The organism is Catenulispora sp. GP43, assembly GCF_041260665.1.
GTDB lineage: Bacteria > Actinomycetota > Actinomycetes > Streptomycetales > Catenulisporaceae > Catenulispora.
In genome coordinates this window covers 20,009-40,221 of record NZ_JBGCCT010000047.1, presented here as the reverse complement: position 1 = coordinate 40,221, position 20,213 = coordinate 20,009, and the positions used below count along the sequence as shown (strand labels likewise).

The 20,213-nt window shown below is 64.2% G+C and carries 9 protein-coding genes and 1 pseudogene; 4 read left to right on the top strand and 6 right to left on the bottom strand.

Annotated elements, in window-relative coordinates; genetic code table 11:
- Positions 1 to 347 precede the first annotated feature (347 nt).
- A pseudogene (locus tag ABH926_RS50225) lies at positions 348 to 1,294 on the top strand (IS481 family transposase).
- A 425-nt stretch (positions 1,295 to 1,719) separates the two neighbouring features.
- Positions 1,720 to 2,967 carry an IS110 family transposase gene (locus ABH926_RS50220; RefSeq protein WP_370374517.1) on the top strand — a complete coding sequence of 416 codons (1,248 nt, stop codon included), beginning with the start codon at positions 1,720 to 1,722 and terminating at the stop codon, positions 2,965 to 2,967.
- Positions 2,968 to 3,759: 792 nt separating this feature from the next.
- Here ABH926_RS50220 and ABH926_RS50215 read toward each other — a convergent pair.
- From ABH926_RS50215 to drmD, 6 genes are all read right to left on the bottom strand, one after another.
- The gene (locus ABH926_RS50215) at positions 3,760 to 4,242 is read right to left on the bottom strand and encodes a hypothetical protein (protein WP_370374516.1); all 483 of its coding nucleotides are present in this window, start codon (positions 4,240 to 4,242) and stop codon (positions 3,760 to 3,762) included.
- Between the two features lie 477 nt (positions 4,243 to 4,719).
- Positions 4,720 to 5,466: a DISARM system phospholipase D-like protein DrmC gene (drmC, locus tag ABH926_RS50210; protein ID WP_370374515.1), complete on the bottom strand. Its 747-nt coding sequence runs from the start codon at positions 5,464 to 5,466 to the stop codon at positions 4,720 to 4,722.
- Positions 5,441 to 7,477 (bottom strand): DrmB family protein, encoded by a 2,037-nt coding sequence (gene drmB / locus ABH926_RS50205; RefSeq protein WP_370374514.1) that lies wholly within the window; start codon positions 7,475 to 7,477, stop codon positions 5,441 to 5,443. Before drmB ends, drmC begins: the two co-directional genes overlap by 26 nt.
- A complete protein-coding gene (drmA, locus tag ABH926_RS50200; RefSeq protein ID WP_370374513.1) occupies positions 7,474 to 11,199 on the bottom strand; it encodes a DISARM system helicase DrmA in 3,726 nt (1,241 codons plus the stop codon). The genes drmB and drmA overlap by 4 nt, the downstream gene beginning before the upstream one ends.
- Positions 11,196 to 15,278: a DNA methyltransferase gene (locus tag ABH926_RS50195; RefSeq protein ID WP_370374512.1), complete on the bottom strand. Its 4,083-nt coding sequence runs from the start codon at positions 15,276 to 15,278 to the stop codon at positions 11,196 to 11,198. Before ABH926_RS50195 ends, drmA begins: the two co-directional genes overlap by 4 nt.
- Positions 15,275 to 18,493 carry a DISARM system SNF2-like helicase DrmD gene (gene drmD, locus ABH926_RS50190; protein ID WP_370374526.1) on the bottom strand — a complete coding sequence of 1,073 codons (3,219 nt, stop codon included), beginning with the start codon at positions 18,491 to 18,493 and terminating at the stop codon, positions 15,275 to 15,277. The genes ABH926_RS50195 and drmD overlap by 4 nt, the downstream gene beginning before the upstream one ends.
- 66 nt (positions 18,494 to 18,559) lie before the next feature.
- Here drmD and ABH926_RS50185 point away from each other — a divergent pair, with 66 nt between their 5' ends.
- Complete coding sequence (locus tag ABH926_RS50185; protein ID WP_370374511.1) at positions 18,560 to 19,663, top strand: helix-turn-helix domain-containing protein; 1,104 nt, start codon at positions 18,560 to 18,562, stop codon at positions 19,661 to 19,663.
- Entirely contained in the window at positions 19,660 to 20,199 is a 540-nt protein-coding gene (locus ABH926_RS50180) for a hypothetical protein (RefSeq protein WP_370374510.1), read from the top strand. The genes ABH926_RS50185 and ABH926_RS50180 overlap by 4 nt, the downstream gene beginning before the upstream one ends.
- Positions 20,200 to 20,213: the final 14 nt, after the last annotated feature.

Genomic DNA, 20,213 nt, shown 5'->3' with positions numbered 1-20,213 from the left:
CACCGCCTTCGCTGACACAGCGGAGGTACTTGGCCAATTGGTCGTAACGTCGAGGTTCCGTACTATGAGGGCTTGTTGCCGCTGGCCACCTACGTGATGGTCCTCGCACGTGGCTCTCGCACCGTCCCTGCAAGCCAGACGACCACCGCCGTCCGGGCGTTGACCGAGAGAGCCCTGAGAACAGATTCCGCTGCGCTCGCCTCCGGCGTCGCCAGAGCCATGTGGGTACTAGTTGTACTGACCACAGGGTAGTGACGGGGTTCACGGCTGAGTGATCTTGAAATGGGTGAGGGCCTTCTGGCTTGGTGTGGATTGCGACATCTGCACCAGCGATCAGAAAGGCCCTTATGCCCCACCGTAATGCACCGTTGTCCGAGACCGGCCGTCTGCGTCTTGCCCGCTGCGTGGTCGACGACGGCTGGGGCCTGCGTCGTGCCGCCGAGCGATTCCAGGTCAGCCCGACCACGGCCAAGCGCTGGGCCGACCGGTACCGCCAGTTGGGGACGGCCGGGATGGCAGATCGGTCCTCCCGGCCTCGCACCAGCCCGCGTCGCACTCCGACGCGCACTGAGCGGCGGATCATCAAGGTGCGGGTGCTACGCCGCTGGGGCCCGGCACGGATCGCGTTCCTGCTCGGGCTGAACCCGGCCACCGTGCACCGGGTCCTGACCCGCTACCGGCTGCCCCGGCCGCGCACCTGGACCGGGCCACCGGAAGGGTGATCCGCCGCTACGAGCACGCCGCTCCCGGCGACCTGATCCACGTCGACATCAAGAAGCTCGGGAACATCCCCGACGGCGGCGGTCACCAGGTGCTCGGCCGCGCCGCCGGGCGCAAGAACCGCTCGGGCGTCGGCTACGCCTACCTGCACAACGCCGTCGACGACCACTCCCGGCTGGCCTACACCGAGATCCTGGCCGATGAGACGAAGGAAACCGCCCCCGCGTTCTGGACCCGCGCTCACAAGTTCTTCACCGACGCCGGCATCACCGTTCACAGAGTCCTGACCGACAACGGCGCTTGCTACCGCTCCCATCCCTGGCGCGACGTGCTCGCCGAGGCCGGGATCACCCACAAGCGAACCCGGCCCTACCGGCCTCAAACCAACGGCAAAGTCGAACGCTACAACCGCACCATGCTGGAGGAATGGGCCTACGCCCGTCCCTACACCAGCGAGCAGGAACGACGCGCCGCCTTCCCAGCCTGGCTATACACCTACAATCACCACCGCGGACACACCGCGCTGAACGGCTCACCACCAGCCAGCCGCGTCCCCAACCTAATGGGGTGGTAAGAGCTTCCGCGGATGCCTATCCCCAACCCGGACCGCGAGTCCCACCGAGAGACTGGCCGTCGCGGGAGCTCTTCGGCCGGCGTCGGTGACTCATGTGAAGGCCCCGGGGCGGTGATCCCTGATTCTAGAGCTGAGCCCGATGCTGGCCGATCAGCCCCTCGATGGGGTGGTTTGCCCGCCCCTGGCTGTCAACGCAGCCGTCGGCCGGGAACCTGGTTCGTTGTCCTACGCCGTCTTCGCAGTCACCTCTTGACCAGGCCGGAAGCCCTCGACTTCCCGGTTAGACCGAGGCCCGCGCGGATCGCTTGGACCGCGAACGGCTAATCGGATGACGGACCGGATCCATCAGAGTCCTTCCATTAGGGAGCACGCGCGGGCCTGCCAGGCGCAAGGACGTACTGACCAGCCAGATGAGGGGAGCCCTGGTGCCCGACAACGACGTGTACTGCGGAATCGACTGGGCCAGCGACCACCACGACATCGCCCTGATCGACCAGGACGGCACCCTGGTGGCCAAGGCCCGCGTCCCTGACGACGCCACCGGCCTGACCACGCTGCTCGACCTGCTGGCCGAGCACGGAGACACCGCCGACAAGCCGATCCCCGTCGCGATCGAGACCTCCCGGGGCCTGCTGGTGGCAAGCCTGCGCGCCACCGGCCGCCGCGTCTACGCGATCAACCCGATGGCCGCGGCCCGCTACCGCGACCGCACCGCAGTCACCCGCAAGAAGTCCGACCATCTCGATGCCACCGTGCTGGCCAACATCCTGCGCACCGATGCCGCAGCGCACCGGCCGCTGCCGGCCGACAGCGAACTCGCCCAGGCCATCGCGGTCTTGGCCCGCGCTCAGCAAGACGCCGTCTGGGACCGCACCCAAGCCGGCAACAAGCTGCGCTCCCACCTGCGGGAGTACTTCCCAGCGTTCCTCGCGGCGTTCGATGATCCGGCCAAGTTCACCGGGCCAGTCGCCCGTGCCGTGCTGGCCGCAGTTGCGACTCCGGAGGTCGCGGCAAGGCTGACCGTGGGCCGGCTGCGGACCCTGCTGCGCAAGGCCGGCCGCCAGCGTGGGCTGGACAAGGAAGCCGCCCGGATCCTGAGCGCACTGCACAGCCCGCAGATGCGCCTGGCACCACTGGTCGAGCAGGCCATGAGCCAGCGCACCCTGGCCCTGCTACGGCAACTCGACGCGGCCTGCGCCAGCGCCGACCAGCTCGAACAGGCCGCCGCCGGCGCCTTCCAAACCCACGCTGACGCCGAGGTGATCGCCAGCTTCCCCGGCCTCGGACCCCTACTCGGAGCCCGAGTACTGGCCGAGCTCGGCGACGACCACGACCGCTTCGCCGACGCCAGAGCACTGAAGGCCTACGCCGGCTCAGCCCCGATCACCCGCGCCTCGGGCAAGAAGACCTCCGTAACCGCACGCCGCGTCAAAAACGACCGCCTGGCCAGCGTCGGCTACCGCTGGGCGTTCTGCGCCCTGACCACCTCACCCGGAGCCCGAGCCCACTACGACCGCCGACGCCAGGCCGGAGAACGCCACGTCGCAGCCCTCCGCAACCTGTTCAACCGCCTACTCGGCTGCCTCCACCACTGCCTGCAACACCACATCCCCTACAGCGAAGCGATCGCCTTCCCGACAGCCACACAAGATCGACAAGGGCTCGCAGCTTGACTCCGAAACCCCATCGGATGTCTCACGGGGCAGTACAACTAGGGCTCGATCAAATTGCGGACCCAGCAGTGTGCGTTGAAACGCTCAGATGCTTGAGAACGATCGCGGCTGACGCACGCAAACAGGGCCGACGCGACGTCGCGGATACCGCGCTCGATGCATTGGCGAACATCACTGCCGTACGCGTGGGTCAAGGTCTTCAGCAGATCGGGTTCCGCACGCCGCCTTCGCAGCTGACTCCACCGCCAGAACGACTCTCGTCGGGTTACTTCCCGCAACAACGTTATCCGTCGTCCTTCCCCCCGGTTGATGAGCTCGAACCAACACACGTGCCGCTCACAGAAAAGGAGCGTCGCGGGCAGTTAGATCATTTCGCCGCGGCCTTCGCCTCGGAAGACGACGCGGATACCGGGAGCTTGGTCGAGGTTCTGCAGGCCGGACTCCTGCTCCCGAGCGATGTCAGACGGCGTGCCGTACCACCGGGAGACACCTCTGGGCGGCACTCTAATTACGTGCCCCGACTGCCTAGGGACCATCGCGCTTAGTGCCAACAGCCTCGTATGCGGGGCGTGCTCGAACACCGGCGTGCGCCACGGAGTTGGACACGTCCGAAGCGTGGCACTAGCGAAGATCATCGCGGGGCTGCCGCACAAATTCGAGCACACGCGTCTCAACCTGCTACGAAGTATCGTTGACGGCTATCCCGGCCGAGCGTCGTCGCCGAGTATCTGACCATTACAGTCAGTTCCCCGACTGCTCCTGGGCTCTGACGGATCGTCCGCCACACCGAGGCTAGTAGCGGGCTCCTGTACCTCCAAGGCGTGTGCGACTGCCGATGCTGGAGTCAAGGCGTGGGTCGTCCTCGGTGAGGCCAGTTGCCGCAGCGACGTTCTTCCTCAGCTCACCCATCGAAGCCTCGAACGCAAACTGATCAAACCTTTCAGCGTCCGCATGGCCGCTCGGCAGGAGCCCGTCGAAGACTCGGTCAGCGTAATGCAGAACCTCATGATAGGCGCGCTCCGCCTGTATCAGCATTTCCTCAGTCGCAACCAGGGAGAGCTGGAAGTACGCATCTCTAGTCCTGTCCCAGCTTGCGGTGCAGCGACCTCTGATGCGTTCTTCCTCCCCGTCTTCGTCTTCGTCCTCGAACTCGACGTTGGCGAATTCGACCGCGCTCGTATCGCCCAGCCAGGTCTGGATCGTCGATTCGAAGCGATGTAGTGAGCCAAGCAGCGCGATCCGATTGATGGATGGTCCGCCGAGGTTGGAGGTCATGACACGAGGCTACAGCGGGGTACTGACACGCGCGGTGGAGCGTTAGGTGTATGGTCCGCGACCGTACCCTGATCTGGAACCATGCACGTCAGCCTGCGGATCCTGCGGCCTGCCATCTATTCCACAACGCCCACAGGCGACACATGAGCCTGTCCGAAGCGGTGCCGGTGAAGGCGAGGCACAACGAATGTCACAGACCTCGATGCCTCCCGATCTCGAAGCACCGGAGGCGCAGGAGGCCTCTAGTGAGCATCGTCGACCGCCCTGAACTGCACGAAGGTTGGAAGGTTGCTCGGAATGGGCTCATCGTGTCATGTTTCGCTAGCCAATACCGGTACGTCGGTTTGTCAGCGGACGACAATCTTCCACTGTCCATTGACATCGGTTCTCGGGCGGTACCCGAACTCAACGGGCGTTTCAGATATCGCTGGCATCGGGAAGAGGGACACGGCTAGGTTTCCTCGAAACGATCCGTGATCAAGTGGCGGAGGAGTCGCGCCACATCACCCTCTCATAGAGCAATGGTTCGACGGAGCGTAATTCCCGTTCGACAGCTTCGGTCAGTGCCCGATCGTCGACGAGTACACCGAACTCGACGTTGTGGCGCTCGGCGCTCCACGAGAAGTTGGCGCTGGTCACCAGGAGGAACCTGTGATCGATGGCAAGGAACTTGGCATGGTTGCGGATAATGGCGCCGTCAAATTCCTTAGTCCGCAAGACGATCGCCGGACGAAGCTGGGCCGCTATCACTTCCGCGGCCGGGGCATTAATCCCAGTTGCCCCGGTATCGATGTAGACCCGGACCTGCATCCCCGCGCGCTTAGACGCGTCCGCCAGCACCTGCCAGAGTTGCGAGGTCGGCTGGAAGTTGAACGTCGAGCACGTGATGGATTGACGGGCTCCGTCCACGATGTGCGCTACAGACGATGTAAGCGGGCCGCTGCGACCAAGCGGGCCCGGCATCGTCCATATTGGCGTCGCCATGCTTGGTGTCGAAAGGGCGCCTTCTATGGCTCGGAGCACGGCGATCCGCGCCGGCGTCGAGACCTTGGCCAGCAACGGACGGACCAGCGCTCGTTCCGCCTGTCCGAGCACACGGAGTGCGCCAGTCAGAGTGTCGCCCTCGGCCAGGCGGTCAGCCATGCGGGCGGCCGCGGTCCCGGTCAGGATCCGCCCGAGCTCACGCGCCGCTGCCTGGTCAACCGCCTGATCCGAAGAAGCCAAGGCCATTCCCTCCCGGCAGATCAACAAGGAACCTACGGTCCAGGAATCTATTAGAACGCTCGCAGGAAGTTTCGGAGGCCATGACGCAGCAGTGGCATGCGGCTCCGTGTAGGAAATCTTCCGGGTCCTGCGGCGTACGCATCGCGCAGATCGGGTCCGAAGAACATCGGGTGGCCCGAAAAAGCGCGTCGGCGACCACCTGTTCGAAGCGATCAGGTTCGCTGCCGCTGACCAAGCCGCCCAGCGTGCCATCACTGTCTGATGCCGTGGTGCAGATCAACAATCCGGCAGCGGGTCCTCGCGCCTCTGAGCCCTGCCATGCATAAAGCCGTTCGCTCAGACTCGCAGCCGAGTATCCGCAGGACATCGCAAGTTCTCGGATGAGGACGTGTGCGAGCGTATGGATGAGCCAATAGCGTGGCGGACGAAGCCGCGTATCAGGGTCTACGTCCTCCGCGGTCTCTGAGAAACGGCGATCGAAGTTGCGCTTGTGCGCGTCGCGATGAGCGGTCCAGATGGCGGCGGATTCAACCCGTGTCTCCCACCTGGCGACAGCTGACTCGTCCAGTTGGAGATAGATACCCTCGCCGTGGTCCTCGGTGGCGACCGTCCATGCCGGTCGTGGTGCGCGGGCCAGCGGAACCAGACGCCGCGGCAGGTCGCCGACTCGGTCCATTGCGTCGATCCTGGTGAAGCCGACCAGCGCGTTAACCTTGCGCAAGCGGTCCACCGCCAGCACTCTCGTGACTTCTGGTGCCAGGTTGGCACCGCGCTTACGCAAGGTCAGGGTAAGCCCGCTGACCTCATCCTGATGTTGTGCATTGAGCGGGTCTTTCTGAAGATACGTCCACTCAGGAACGAGCAAATCCACCGGATCCCACGTCTTCACCCATTTCTCAACCGTTTCAGCCGATTCCTCCGGAACGAGCGCGGCGTGGACAGCTTGCTCAAGCGCCTCATCGGAGTACGCCGTCACATCCACCTTGCCGTCGAGTACGTCACGGAGTGTCTCCAGATCGTCGGAGTACTTGCCCAGCTTGTCGCCGAGTGCCGCGCGGATGCGGGCGGCGAGTTCGTCGAGGGTCTCCTGCTCGGATTCCGGCATTACGATGATCGATTGCGTCGCCGCAAACCATAGGTTCGATGCGCCGATCAATATCAGTTTGGCCCTTTTGCGGCAGCCTTTGGGCTCGAACGCATCAAGATGCGGATGCCGTCCCCGGCAGAGCGGGAGCTTGGCTTGCCCGGCTTCGCCCTGGGCTTCGTTCATCGGCCTGCTAGCGTCGCAAGACTCACATTTGATGATCGCCGAGGCGCCTTTGCCCGTGGTGCGGTCAACCATCTTGAGTGTCGGGACGCTTGCCTCTGAACAGGGCCGCCAATGATGAACCCACTCTTCATAGGGAAACTCGTCGAGGTGACCGTCGACACAAGCCAGGAGATAGCGTGCGGGCACCGCAGCCCGCCGCGCCGGCCTGCGGGAGCGGCTTCCCGCTCGGCCGGTGCATCTCTCGTGTTCAAAACGAGCAAGATCGCTGCGGAACGGATGGGTGTTCGTGTAGGCGAATTGCGAAAGCGTGCCGAGCATGTCGCAGCCTGTGCAGCGTAGCCACTGTGGAAAGATCCGGGCTGGCACGCCGAGATCGTTTCCCTCGGTAGAGATGCTGGACTTCTTGGGCTGCCACGGATGCGGTCGCAGCTGAACGTCCCGAGATCGCAGGAGCTTGGCGACGACGTCACGCAGCCGTGGCGCCCTGATCTGCGGGATGCCATCGCGCCGCCGCCAGATTCGATCCCAGTCGTCCAGTCCGGTCGGCATGATCGTGAACTGCGGCAGGTCCATGATCGAGCCCGGGCCGTAGGTATAGAGCAACGATGACGGACGTGCGGAACCGACCTTCGCGCGGTTGAGCTTTGCTGCGTTCTTGACCTCGAGTTCGGCGTCCCCCAAAGGGTCGACCGCGTTCGCGGGATCGTATACGTATCTGGGTTCGGGCTCGGCGGCGGTCACGCGTTCTCCTGAGGCGGTGTCCACCGTGGTGCTCCCGGCGGTGCGATATAGACGAGGTTGTCTTTGATAGGGCTCACCAGCAGGTTAATTTCGGGCTGCACCTCACGCATGGAGTTGGCGACCACGAAGGGTGGCGCGTCGCGCGTCCCGGACCGGGACCGCGCGTTCTCGGCGCTCATCATCAGCGCGTCGAACCGGGTGTCGTCCGTGACTCGCTCGTAGACCAACGACTTGCGGCGGTCGGCAAGGTGGGCGCGACGCTTCTCCCACTGGTCCAGCCGGTTCGACAACCGATTGCGCGCGGATCTCGCCGCGACTTCGTTAGAGGCGCGGAGCACGCGCTCGGTCAGAGTGTCGATCAGTGAGACCGCGAAGTCGCGTTCTGACCCGATCTTGGCCGCGCCAGCCTCGGGGGACAGACCATCGTCGCGCGAGGCTTGAAGCACACGAGCGGAACTGACGAACACGCCGTCAAGCCCGCGATCCATCGAGGTCGCCGAGAATGGCGTGACCGACAACGCCTCGACCTGGGCGTAGAACGTCTCGTGGTAGTGCCGGAACTGCTCGTAATGTGCCAGGTCCCGAGGCCTGGCCCAGTTGCCGAGCGATACGACGAGACCGGGCCGCTCTGCATCACGTCCGACGCGGGACGAGGCCTGAATGTACTCGGCGGTGTTCTTCGGCTGGCCAACCACCAGCATCAGGCCGAGACGCGAGACGTCTACGCCGACCTGGAGCATCGATGTGGCGAGAACGGCGTCGAACGGTGCGACGTCACGCTCCTTCACTTTCCGTCCGGCAGCCCGGTCTTGTGCCAGTTGACGCTTCCCCGAGCTCGAGTCATACATGACGTCGAAGGGGACGGCCATCTGATCGAGCGTGCCGGTTATATCGGAACTCGACACTCGCGACGTCAGCTCGGCAACGTGCAGCGATCCGAAGTTTGTTCCGGTCCGTCCTGGCAGAAGCGACCACGGCCGACGCTTGCGCAGCGCGGTCTGCACGTCATCGCCGAGGAACCGGGCCATGCCCGCCAATTCGCGGGTCGCGCTGAAGTATCCGACGAGCGTCATGTAAGGGTCGGCTGCGTCTCCAGACCGGTCGAGCAACAATTGTCCGGCGGCCATCAGAACCTCCGCGATGCGGATCTCGGCGGTTGTCAGACGTACGCCGGTCGTTGAAATGCCGATGTAGCGGCGACCCGGATGACCGGCATCGATCGGCTGCTCCTTCGAGAAGAACGTCGCACCGGCATCCAGCACCTGCGGCGGGAAGATGGTGATGTCCCGTCCGTACAAGGCCTTGACCTGATCGGCGGCATTGCGCGCGGTGGCTGTGGAGGCGACCAGCAGTGGCAGCACCGGCTTTCCGCTGGCATCCTGCCATGCCGCCATCGCGTCGACCGCCACCTCGAACAGCCCGACGGTGGTCCCGAGCGCTCCGCTGATGAGGTGGAGCTCATCTTGGATGATCAAATCTGGCGGACGCAGCCTTGCGGACTGCCGCACTGCCGCTGCAGGCAGGCCGGACTTCGCCGGATGCTTGTTCCCGACCTTGATATCGCACTGCGGGTAGTCGGGATGGACGAATCCGTGGCGTTCGCAACGCCGTGCGACGTGACCGAACACGGAAGCGGCCTCGCCTTCGCGGGCCAGCCGGGCGAATTTGTCGACGGTGGCGATCAGGAAAGCCGGCGCGAGCCGGTAGATCTCCTCGTCCACGGTAAGTACGGGAAGACCTTCGGAAACGGTGCCGCCCTCGGCAAAGGGGCATTCGGCGAGATCATCACCGCAGTACACAAACACGCGGCGATTCTCCGCAATCGGCTTCACATCCCGTGCTCCGATCGGTGTGCCGCACCAGGGACAACGGTTGAGCTGTAGAACTGTCAGCCTGGAGCTTCCGCCGCTCTTGTTGGCACGGGCAAGCTGTTGGTCCGCCTCGTCGAAGCGCTTGGGACTGACATCCGTACCCACCCAGAGACCGATACGGAACGGCTCACGACCCCAGGTTGCCTCGTCCTCCAAGCGGGCGAGCTCCGCCGCACAGACCAGTGCGGTCGCACGCTGGAACTGTTGAGCCGTGAGCAGGCGCAATGTGTACCGCATGAGAACGGCCGTCCCGGCGCCGCCGTCGAGCGGGCCGTCCGGCGTATTGATGATGCCTTGACGGCGGCGGATTGCGAAGGTGTATGCGGCCAGACCAAGGTAGGCCTCAGTCTTGCCGCCGCCAGTCGGGAAGAACAGCAGTTGCGCCTTCGGGTCTGTTCCGGAACGGCGAGGCAGGCTGGGATCTGAGAGCATCGGCAGCTGCATCAGGACGAAGGCGAGCTGGAACGTGAACCATGAGTGCGCCTTTGGCCCCTGGCCGAGAACCTTGTCCCGAGCTGATTCGTAGCTCAGGCTGGGATCATTCGCACGCATTCGCGCGACCTGCGTCTGAACACGCTGATCAGCCATGACCCGGTTCATGAATCGGAAGCAGCGCAGCGCCTCGTCATCGGACAACAGGTGATCCAGCCCCTCGGCAAGCTGATGCTGCACTCTACGTGCCTCCGCGACGAGTTCGGCTGCATCCTCGCGAAGGTGGTCCGGGAGCCCTTCAGCACGCGCACCCTGGATGTCGAGCCAGCTCGTGTACTCGTCGACGATCGGGGCCAGGCCCGCGCGTAGCTCTTCGCGGCTTGCCTCGGCCAGCGCGCGCATGTCGAGCAACGCAGCTCCGATCTCCTCCGCTGTGGTCTGCGGAGTCTCAGCGGTGGGTAGCCAGGTCGTCCAGACCGCGACTGCGCGGCGGTCGTCGGGGGACTCCACTTTCCAGTCCACCGAGCAGGTGCGGCCCACCGCGAACTCAAGCCGATCCCGGTATTGCAGGCGCAGGCGACGCAGCTCGTCGTCACGCTCAGGCCGGGTGTCGGTGAGCCGGTCGCTCACCGGCACGAACGCGGGTTCGCCGTCGGCCGTGACGTGCAGCTTCGCCTGGTAGAGCCACGCATCGACCGGAATCTTGCGCGGTGACACGCGGTCGTTGCACAAAGCGATCTCGATCAGCTTTCTGGCATTGTTCGGGTCGTCGTAGCGGTCGACGCGCAAGACGACCGTGTCGAGGAGCTGGATCGTGGTGGTCTGCCGGGGATCGAGGTCGGCGATGACGATCGGTGTCGTGATCTCAATGGGGGTGCGCTTGTAGCGCCGGGTTCCCGCAGCGGCGGTCTTCTCGTTTTCGCCATCGGCGCCTTTGGCACGATCAGGCTCCTTGAAGCTCTCGTAGCGGCCCCAGGAGGACGTGACTGTGAAGGCGGTGACGTCGTCGGCGATCTGGCAGCGGAGCCCCATCGATGCCGGCATCATCAAGCCACGCTGCTGTGGGCTGTCCTCCACTTCATCGTCCTCGGAGCCCGGGCTGCTGTCGTCGACGGCTGTCATCGGGACTCCACGGCCCTCATAAGCGTCGAGTGCGTCGCCGACGTCGGTAGCGGCATCTGGCTCGTCGGCGGAGCTCGGAGCCTCCGTCCGGGTGCGCGGCGATTCGAGTCGGAAGGGAGCGATCCGGCCGATGAGATAGGCCACATCCGGTGCGCCTTCGAGTACTTCCTCCGGGCCGTTTGCTGGGCCGAGGAGTTCGCGCTCGAGAATGTCGACCAGATTCTTGCGAACGGTGACGGAACGACCGTCCGGTTCGGAGGCGAGCTGGTACTGACGCTGCTGCGCCGGCTGGGTCATTCGTCAGCCCCCTCGTCCTCGGGGTCGGCGTCATCGTCGAAGACCACGTCGCCCTGAGCGGCCGCGCGGCGGTGATTTTCCTCCAGTAACCGGTCGAAGATTTCGACACGGGCTTCCGGGCTGACGGTCCAGCGGGTCATCTGCCGGTAGGTGTGGAAGCCATGATCCAAGGGGACATCGGACCAGCCGTAGGCAGCCATGACGGCCTGGTCGAGCTCGACGTGGATGGCGCGTAGGCGAGCGACATCGGCGTCGGTGGAATCTGGTGTGCTGTAGTCGTTGATGAGGTTGTAGAGCTTGGTCAAGCCGAGGCCACGGCGCAGCATGATCTCACGGCGCACAGTGTCGAGTTCATGGCCCAGCTCGGCGAGACGCTCAGTACCGGCCGGACGCGGGAAGGTCTCGAAAATGCCGGACGAAGTATAGGTCGGATCAACCCGCATCGTCGTTCCATATTTGATCGCCCACATCTGGTGCAACCCGGATGACAAGAGCGCTTGATCGCTGAACGAATCGGTTGCGAATACCACGAGCTTCTCGTGAAACACCTGGCCGGTTCGGACCCGCAATGGCATTACGGTCTTGCTAACGCGAGCGATCACCAGCACCTCGTCCAACCGGGCAATTGCCTTCCGCATCTCTGGTGCGTTACGCGTAAATTGCCACCAGATTTCGCGGCGTTGCTTGACCTTGTTGCGGGCTCGCTCTGGTAGAACTCGTTCCAAAACGCGCTCGTATGGCAAGGCGTAAGTCTGGGCTGCTTCTCGAGTTCGGTCGTTGAAGTCGATGACCCAGCGTGAGCCGGACGTATCAGGTCGGGAGTTGAGGTCCTCACCGTTGAGATACGGGAACAGGACCTCACTATTCTTGAAGTCCTCACTGATCCAGGCTGCGGCCTCTTCCGGTTCCAACACGAAGCCCATACCCAAGATATTACATCCCTGGAATGTCTTCTTTGTGTTTTCGGCCAGACGCTTCGGCTTGCCCTCGACGCGACCGGCGGGCTCCAGCAGCGTCGTAATTGCCCGGCAGTTCATGTCGTCAGCTACGCGTGGGGCGATATCAGCAACCTTGCGTCGACTGCCCCATACGGCCGCGTATTCCACGCTAGCTCCGGCCGCCGACCAGGACCGGCTTTGGATAGCTCGCATGATCGTGAACCCGTCGCGCTCCATCTGATCCAGTCCGACCTCGCGTGTGTCACCCTGCCAAAGGGTGTTCGTCCCGATCAACCCGATGTTTCCTCGTTCGTTGAGGAGGGACAACGCCCGCAGAAAAAAGTAGGCGACCAGGTCGGCACTACCCTTCTTCCCGCTGGCCAGCACGTTCAGATACCAGTCTCGGATATTCGTTCCCATTGCTCCGGTGAGCTTCTGCCCACCTAGGAACGGCGGATTGCCGATGATCGCATCGAATCCGCCGCGCTCCATGACATCCGGCACCATCAGAATCCAGTGCAGCGGCTGCCAACGTTCGTAGTCCGTCTCTACCTGGGGCGTTAGGCCTTTCTTGAGGATTTCGTCGAGCATCGCTCGCTTCGGATCCGCGTCGGCGTAGGCGAGTCCGGTCGCATAGCTCAGGATTTCGTATGCTTCCTTCAGCTTCTTCCCTGGCTTGCCGTTGTCCTTCTCGCTCCGAAGCCCGGCCGCGATCACCGCGTCCCCGACCTCGTTCAGGCGACCCACCAGCTGTTGATAATCCCGCCACAACCGCCGTTTGGCCGTCGCGGAACGTTGCGGGTCGGCGTCGTCAACCTCGCTCGTCAACTGACGGCGCATTGCAGTGGCGCGACGCAACGTCGACTCGACGTCCAACTGGTCCAACGTCTGCTTCATCGAGGGGAGCGGGGCAATGTGCTGGTACTCCAGCTGCCTTCGGTCCGTGAGGCCCAGCAGCGAATTGCCGTGCAGAATCTTGTCGTCCACGAACGAGAAAGGCAGCTTCGCGTCCAGCGAGACGAGCCACAACGACAGCTTGCACATCTCCACGGCCATACCGTTGATGTCCGCACCATACAGACAGTTCGCCACGACGGTCCGCATCGCATGCGTATGCTGCTCCTGAGGCGTCCCTATCGACACGCCGTCCCGTTGCCAAGCTTCGACAAGGCGCTCGGCTAGATAGCGTGCCGCGGCGACCAGAAAGGCGCCCGACCCGCAGGCGATGTCCGCGACTTTGAGCTCCAGGATCTGATCCCAGGACACCGGCACCCAGCCCTCGTCCTCTGGGCGGTCGTACGGCCCCGGCTTGTATACCAGCGGTTGGAGCGTGTGCTGCACGACCTCCTTCGCCAGCCATTGAGGCGTATAGTGCGCGCCGGCCGACGATCGGGACGGCGACTCGGCAACGAGCACGCCACCCGGGCGCACGACCGTCAGCCGGCCTCGGAGATCGCGCCGGATGATGCCGACGAAGGGGCGCAACCGGTCGCGAAGCTCCTCCTCGTCGGGGCTTGTGATCGCGCGGAGGGCGCGCTCGGCGTCCTCGACTGCGCCGACGTCCCTGAGCGCTTTGGCCAACGCGGCCTTCGTCGAGGCGGTGGCCGCGGGCTGGTGGTTCTTGACCCATTCGCGGATCGCTTCCGCTAACGCATCGGTCCCCGCGTGCAGGTGCCCAAGCCGCTCGACCTCGGCGAGCGGGATCTCCGGTTCCTCGCCTTCCTTGCCGATCAGTCCGAGCACCACACCGGTCTCGTCATCGACGTTCTTACAGGTGTAGCCGAGCAACCCTTCGTAGATATAGCCGATCTGCTCGACATCGATGTCACGAAACGAGATTCGCGCGGACTGTCCCTTCAGCTTCGCGATCTGCACAGCGCGCAGCATTTCGAGCATCACCCGGTCAGAGACCGTGATGACAAGCGGACCCTGCGCACTGCGTGCGTCGAGAAACGGGAACCGGATGGGATCGAACAGCGACCCGCCATACGATGGTATCCGGATGTCCTCGAAGCTCGCGCCGGCGTACAGCGCGCACGAGGTGGCGAGCAGCCGGTGCCAGGTCAGATGGGTGGCGTCCAGCGATTCTGCGCCCTCCTCCCGCGCCCGCGCGTCGAGCGTGTCGAGCTCCTCACTGATGCCGTATCCGCTGACGAACGCTTGGCTAGTCGGCAGGAGGCCTCGTTCCTCGGCGAAAAGAAGGAACACCACCCGCATCATGATGGTGACCGCGGCCTCGTACACCTGCCCGCGCTCCTCGGGCAGTGGGTCTGCAGCACCCGCTCGACGGGCTTCGAGCCCTGCCTCGGACAGCGCTTGCACAAGGAGTTCCACTGCCCGGCGCACCTGGGTGCCAAGTGCCTCGGTGATCTCCTCGGCAGCGGCTACCGATTCGCCGAACAATTCGGTCAGTCGATCCTTTGGCTTTCCGCCGAGCAGACGGCGTACGTGAAGCAGCTCGATGAAGGCGTTGCGGGTCTGCGGTTCCTCGATCCAGGTCTGCGCGTCGACGATCCCGGAGGCCGCCACCGTCTCCTGGCGTGCGCTGACGATTGCCCACCACCGGCCGTCGGTCACCACCCCGATCGGCACACCGTTGGTACGCAGGAGTTCCTCAGTACGGTCGATCGGCGTGGTGGCCCAGCCGTCGGTGAGCGGTTCACGCAGCGAATCCACCGGATCCACGACGAGTACCAGCACCGGAGTCTCATCACCGCGCCTCAGCGCACCCGTCGGGGATACTGTTACCGAGTGGTCCGGCGAGTGCACGGGATCAACCGACACGGCCGTCGTGTAGTACTCACCCCACTCGAACACATCTCGCAGGACGGTTTCCACCCAGCGGTCGCGTTCCTGACGGTAATGATCGAGCTGTGCAGCCACAGCCTGTTCGTCGCTCGATGTCGCGTTCTCAGTACGTCCGCGGTCCCACCGCTCCCAGGCCTTCTCGAAGGCGGCTTTCGAATCCTTCAGCACCGCGAGGGTGGCATCCTTCGGCTGCGGCATGCCCTGCGGCCAGACCCGCTTGAGCGCCGGTACCGCGATGAACGGGCCGTCGCGATCGACGAGTTCGAGCCAGTTGCGGTGCAGTTGGGTACCCGTTGGAGGTGTGCGCCGACCGCCGTAGCGACTCGCGGTCATGCCTTGACCCTTCCGCTCTCGGCGTCAGCCGGTGTGATGGCGAAGACGATGGCCGCCGCCGAGACGTGCGGCCGGATATCCCGGTAGCGCTCACGAATCGCGGCGATCTCGCGTTGCTCCTCATCGCCGAGGCCGACCAGCCGGTCTTCGATCGCGCGCAAGTCACGCCGCCGCTGCGCCTGCTGGTCATCGGTGAACAGCATTTCTTCCTGCGAGAGGATCTCTTGGTTCAAGCGTTCCCTGGATTCACGCAGGTTGGTGCGGAACGCTGCGAAGATCTCCTGCACGCGGGTGACGTCCGCATCGCGCCGGGCTTCCAGCGCCTCGGTGACCTGCTGCTGACGGCTGTCGGCCTTGCGTGACATTGCAGTCAGCAGTCGATTGCGTAGCCGGGAGTCCGGGGCATTCCACATTTCGGTGACTGCCTTCCGGACATCGCGACCGGCGAGGTCCAGATTCTGCGCGTCGAGGGTTTCGTCGAGCACCGCTTCAACCTTGGCTTCGGCCATGGCATTGCCGTGCAGCCGGATCCCAGTGAGGAAAACCTCTTCGTGTAGACGCAGGCCGCCGCGTCCGACGAGGACCAGGCGTGAGACCGCGGCCACGCACGATTCCGGTAGCCCCTCCGCCACGACGGCGGTCACCCTGTTGACGCTGGCGTCGACGTCGAAAAGCGCGCTGCGCAGGATTCGGGTGGAACGCTGCATGAGCGCGTGACCCAGGTGGATGTACACCAGCTCATTGGAGTTCAGGTCGACTGCGTCGTCGAAGGTTATGGGCCGGGGGACGCCCGGTTCCAGACGTGTATCCAGGCCACGCAACGCCGGTTGCCAGGCTGCGCTCAGCCCGGGAATACGGTAGACAGGCGCGTCGGTGTCTTCCGCGAAGGAGTCGTCCGCAATAAGTGGAGGTTGAGCCGTTAGCTCGAGCGCGGTTTCCACGACGCGTCGCGCGTTGAAAGCGGTCAGGTGCATCTCGCTCTTGCGCTCGGCGTAGTTGCGCGATAATTCGGTGAGTTGGCGGTTGAGCGCCAACCCACCGGCGAGCACGCGGGTGATGACCGCGTTGCCGCTCTCGTTAGAGTCCGCTGGGGCAGGCTTGGTCTTGCGGCCGGCTGCAGACGGGACGAAGTAGCTACGCACATCGTTGTCTACAACCTCGTTGACAGACCCAAGGTCGTCCCCAACAGTTCCGATCTTCACGACGACCCGCTCCACCAGGGCCTTCAGATCCTTCGCATATTGAGAAGCGTTGTCGACGACCGAGAAGCTATAGATCTGCGGGGGGTTCGGCTGCCCGTACCGGTCGATCCGGCCGATGCGCTGTTCCAGCCGCGATGGATTGAACGGAATATCGAAGTTGACCAGCCGGAAGCAGTAGGTCTGCAAGTCGATACCTTCGCCGGCCGAGTCGGTCGCGAGCAACACCCGCACCGGGTGTTTGGCCGGATCGGCGGTGAATTGCGAGCGGATCAGCTCTCGGTCGTCGGAGTGCGTGCTGCCTTGGATCGTCGCAAGCACGTCACGGTAGCCGCGCTGGATCAATACACCAGCGATCCAGTCGAGAGTGGCGGCGTATTCCGTGAAGACGACGACGCGCTCACGGGTCCAGATCTCCCCATCGGGCCGGCACACGCCGTCCAAGAAGGCGATCAAAGCCTCCAACTTTGCGTCGGCTCTGTGCTCGAACCCCGAGCCCCAGTCGATGAGCTTCTCAATTGCGCCGGTCGGCGCAGTGATCAATGGATCGGTGGCTTTGCTCTGCCGCAGCGCGGTGAACTCTGGGTGCTCGACATCGCCCTCTTCCTCGTCGGACTGGCCGCTGCCCAGGACCTCGGCGTAGTAGTCCTCATCGTCGTCCAAACGCGGCTGGTACCCGGTTTCGGGCGCATCCTTGTACAACTCCAGGGTGCGGGCGAACGACCAGGGACTCGACAGGAATCGCTTCTTTAGAAGCATCCCGGCCATGCCGCCGGAGTTCTTCGTCCCGTTCGCTTCGGCGCTGTCGGTCAGGATGCGATGTAGCAGCTCGAACTGTGTCTGTTCGCTGTTTCCGGGCGTGAACGGAATGGTGTGCAGTTCGCGGGGCTGGAAACCTTTGTCCGGCAGGTCGGTCTTGAGGCGCCGGATGGCCACATCGCCCAGTGCCCGCTCGTCGAGGTTCGCACCACGGCTGAACCGCCGGCCGTCGATCATCGCCATAAGCGCGGTAAATGACTCCGTGTAACCGTTATGTGGGGTGGCACTGAGGAAGAGCCGGTGCTCGCACTTGTCCGCGAGCGCCTTTGTGGCGATTGTGCGCTGGCTGTCCACCGCATAGCCGCGTTGACCTGGAGCCGTGTTCGGGCTGGCAGGGGCGACGTGATGAGCCTCGTCGACGACGAGTATGTCGAAGGCGAAACGCCGAGCCGAAGCGGTGTCCGCGACATCGGCGAAGACGTCGCGCAACAGCCGCTGGGCACGCAGCGACGGCAGCCACGCCATGCTCACGATCACCCGCGGGTAGAGTCGGAACGGGTTCGCCGCCAGGCCGTGGGTCCGGCGGACCCGAGCGAGCAACTCACTGTTCACGACGACGAAGTCGAGGCCGAATTTCTCGAGCATCTCGTCCTGCCACTTGCGGGCCAGGCTCGGGGGGCAGACGATCACCACCGAGCGAGCGCGATGACGCAGAAGCAGCTCCTGGACGACCAAGCCGGCCTCGATTGTCTTGCCGAGCCCGACATCATCCGCGAGCAGCAGGTTTGTCCGTGATGACTGGAGCGCTCGGCGTAGCGGCTCAAGCTGGTAGGCCTCGACGTTCGCGCCGCTGCGGAACGGAGCCTGGTAGGAATTCGCGTCGGCAGAGGTCACCGCTCCCCAGCGGACGGCATCGACGAAGGCGGCAAGGGTGTTCGGATCGTCGAAGGAGTCGGGGCTGACGCGTTGCGGTAGCCCTTGGTCCGGCGCCACCGTGTGCCCCACCTCCAGCTCCCACACGACTGTCAGCTCCTGCCCCAGACGGTCTTCTGCAAGGGACTGAAGGCTCACTGTGTGTGACAGACCTGGCTGTGCCTCGTCGGCGGGGCTGCGCGGGAGTCCTTGCCGGCGCACATCGGCCACCGCCCAGGTCGCGCCTCGCACGGTGACGATCTGCCCCGGTTCCGGCACAGGCGGCATCCCGCCTGTGGTGTCCTGCGTGGCTTCCGCCGCGGCTGTCACGGAATCTCCCCTCATCGCTGCCCGAGGCTTCATCCTCCAGCAGCCTTGCGATTTTCGCAAGGCGGTCGCTAGGCTGCTCTCATGCCCAGTCTCTCCGAACGCGTACTCGACCTCGTAGCAGCGTCCGGTGCGACACGCCGCGAGTTCGCCCGGCGCATCGGGCTCGACGAGTCCAAATTCTCCAAATCGATCACCGGCACGCGCCGGTTCTCCTCCCTCGACCTCGCCCGAATCGCCGAAGAGTGCGACGTCACCGTGGACTGGCTCATCACTGGCGAGCAGTCACCCCTGGCGGCCACAGCCGCACGCGGGACCGGAGGCAGCGCGGAGGCTGCCCTCGCAGCCGCCGAGCGATACAGTGCACTGCGAAGCGATATGACTGCGCTCGGCTATGGCCGGACATGGCAGTCCGTCGTCACGGTTGCCAAGGGCAGATACGACGAACAAGGACGCGTTCTCGCTGTTCAGGCACGGGCACGGATGCAGGGGGCGGGGGACACGGTCGATACGGGCACACTGGCTACCGCGATTGAAGATGTTTTCGGGGCGGACGTGACCATTGTCGAGCTGGGCGCCGGGTTCGACGGTCTGGCTGCCTGTACCCCGGACGTCAAATTGATCGTCCTCGCCACATCGCGGACGCCGACCCGGCAGAGGTTCACCCTCGCGCACGAACTCGGCCACCTACTCGCCGGAGACGACCAGGAAATTCACGTCGACCCCGATGTCTACGATCGTGACCGGGCGCGGGAACCGAGTGAGATGCGTGCTAACGCCTTCGCGTCTGAGTTCCTGATGCCTGAGGCACGCATTCGATCCGCCGTAGGCCAGGCAGCATTGACAGAGCGGTCATTTGCGGAGATGGTGTGCGAATTCGGTGTCAGTCCCTCGACGCTGGCATACCGATTGCTCAAGCTGCGGCTGATCGATGCAGGGTCCTGCGACCGATTCAAGCGGACGACCAGCGCAGAGGCCGCGCGACTCGCCGGATTCGGCACACGCTTTGCCCAGCACGTGGTCGAAGCCGCAGCTCCACGCGTCCCGCGGTTGCTCGCGCAGGACTGCTATTCGGCATACGAGGCTGGCGCGGCGACACTGCGTCCGTACGCTAATCTGCTGGACCGGGATGTGGATGAACTCAGGCACGAACTCGAATCGACCGAGGGAGCGCCCGAGGCCAGATGACCAGATTCCTTTTTCCGGACAACACGGTTCTGTGTAACTTCGGTGCGGTAAACCGCCTTGATCTACTCGAATCCCTCCTAGAGGGCCTCGGTCGCTGGACCGATGCGGTCGCGAACGAGTCGTCGATGTCTGCGCGTTTCGTCCCCGCGCTCGGTGACCTCGCCAACGGGCACCTGCTCGGCGAACCGATTGAGATCACCGATCCCGACGACATCCTGCAGATCGAACGAGCGCGCCGCGCAGTCTTCGGCGGCACCCTGCACCAGCCGCTCAGGCACCTCGGAGAGGCCCAGACCTGCCACGTGATCCTCACCTGGCACGAATACGCCGGGTCATGGTGGATCTCAGACGACCTCGAATCATTGCGCTATGCGAGTCGAAATGGCATCACCACGCGCACAACGGGCAATCTTATAGAAGCTGCGGTCAACAAGACTCTCATCAGCAAGAATGAGGGCTTCGCGTTATTGCATCAGATGGTTAACAACGGCCGCCCTCCACGGCTCCTTCGCGCCGCCGGACGCCTCGATACCTAACAGATTCGTGGATC

Bases quoted from the DNA above. Each gene is read 5' to 3' on its own strand.
- ABH926_RS50215 (WP_370374516.1), bottom strand. From the start codon at position 4,242: ATGACCTCCAACCTCGGCGGACCATCCATCAATCGGATCGCGCTGCTT.
- drmA (WP_370374513.1), bottom strand. From the start codon at position 11,199: ATGACCCAGCCGGCGCAGCAGCGTCAGTACCAGCTCGCCTCCGAACCG.
- ABH926_RS50195 (WP_370374512.1), bottom strand. From the start codon at position 15,278: ATGACCGCGAGTCGCTACGGCGGTCGGCGCACACCTCCAACGGGTACC.
- drmD (WP_370374526.1), bottom strand. From the start codon at position 18,493: ATGAGGGGAGATTCCGTGACAGCCGCGGCGGAAGCCACGCAGGACACC.
- ABH926_RS50185 (WP_370374511.1), top strand. From the start codon at position 18,560: ATGCCCAGTCTCTCCGAACGCGTACTCGACCTCGTAGCAGCGTCCGGT.
- ABH926_RS50180 (WP_370374510.1), top strand. From the start codon at position 19,660: ATGACCAGATTCCTTTTTCCGGACAACACGGTTCTGTGTAACTTCGGT.